Origin of the sequence: Pseudoduganella violaceinigra DSM 15887, from assembly GCF_000425385.1 — a bacterium.
In the GTDB taxonomy this organism is placed as follows: Bacteria; Pseudomonadota; Gammaproteobacteria; order Burkholderiales; family Burkholderiaceae_D; genus Rugamonas; species Rugamonas violaceinigra.
Genome location: NZ_AUDI01000042.1, coordinates 1 through 1,522, shown reverse-complemented (window position 1 = coordinate 1,522; position 1,522 = coordinate 1). Strand labels below are relative to the sequence as shown.

General features: G+C 56.7%; 1 protein-coding gene. It reads left to right on the top strand.

Annotated elements, in window-relative coordinates:
* Window positions 1–1,522 (top strand): VCBS domain-containing protein (locus tag H597_RS0116470; protein WP_028103096.1); only part of this gene is annotated, 1,522 nt, incomplete at both ends.

Genomic DNA, 1,522 nt, shown 5'->3' with positions numbered 1-1,522 from the left:
CGCCGCTAATCATCTGGCTGCTGGTGAAAGTGTTACTGAAACCTACACCGTCAAGGTGGATGACCAGCATGGTTCGTTCACCACTCAGGACGTTGTGATCACGATCACCGGCACGAATGATGTCGTCAGTATCACCAGTGGCGCCCAGTCTGGATCGGTAGTTGAAGATGCCGCTCCCCAGCAAGCCAGCGGCACGATCAGCTTCAATGATGTCGACTTGATCGACGTTCATGCTGCATCGTTCGTAGCGCATGCCGGTGCTCTGGGCGTGTTCACCCTGGCGCCAGTGTCCGAAAGCGCTTCCACCGAGAATGGCCAGGTTGGCTGGACTTACACTATTGATAATGGCGCCGCCAATCACCTGGCTTCTGGTGAAAGCGTTACCGAAACGTACACCGTCAAGGTGGATGATCAGCATGGTTCGTTCACCACCCAGGACGTTGTGATCACGATCACCGGTACCAACGATGTGGTCAGCATCACCGGTGGCGCTCAATCCGGATCGGTAGTCGAAGACGCCGCTCCGCAGCAAGCAAACGGGATGATCAGCTTCAACGATGCCGACTTGATTGACGTCCATATGGCGTCGTTCGAGCCACATGCAGGTGCCTTGGGTGTGTTCGCCCTGGCGGCAGTGGCCGAAAGCGCTTCGACGGAGAATGGCCAGGTTGGCTGGACCTACACCGTTGATAATGGAGCGGCCAATCACCTGGCCGCCGGTGAAAGCGTCACCGAAACCTACACCGTCAAGGTGGATGACCAGCATGGTTCGTTCACCACTCAGGATGTTGTGATCACGATCACGGGCACCAACGATGTCGTCAGCATCACCAGCGGCCCTCAGGCTGGATCGGTGACTGAAGATGCCGCTCCCCAGCAGGCCAGTGGCATGATTAGCTTCAATGACGCCGACTTGATCGACGTTCACGCTGCATCGTTCGTACCGCATGCCGGTGCCCTGGGTGTGTTTGCCCTGGCGCCAGTTGCGGAAAGCGCAGCCACTGAGGGTGGTCAGGTTGGCTGGACCTACACCGTTGATAATGGTGCCGCCAATCACCTGGCTGCTGGTGAAAGCGTTACCGAAATCTACACCGTCAAGGTGGACGATCAGCATGGTTCATTTACCAGCCAGGACGTTACAATCACGATTACCGGCACCAATGATGTCGTCAGCATCACCAGTGGCGCTCAATCCGGATCGGTAGTCGAAGACGTCGCTCCGCAGCAAGAAAACGGCACGATCAGCTTCAACGACGTCGACTTGATCGACATTCACGCTGCATCGTTCGTACCGCATTCGGGGGCCTTGGGTGTGTTTGCACTGGCACCAGTATCGGAAAGCCCATCCACCGAGAATGGCCAGGTTGGCTGGACTTACAACGTTGATAATGGCGCCGCCAATCACCTGGCTGCAGGTGAAAGCGTCACCGAAACCTACACCGTCAAGGTGGATGACCAGCATGGTTCGTTCACCACTCAGGATGTTGTGATCACGATCACGGGAACCAACGATGTCGTCAGC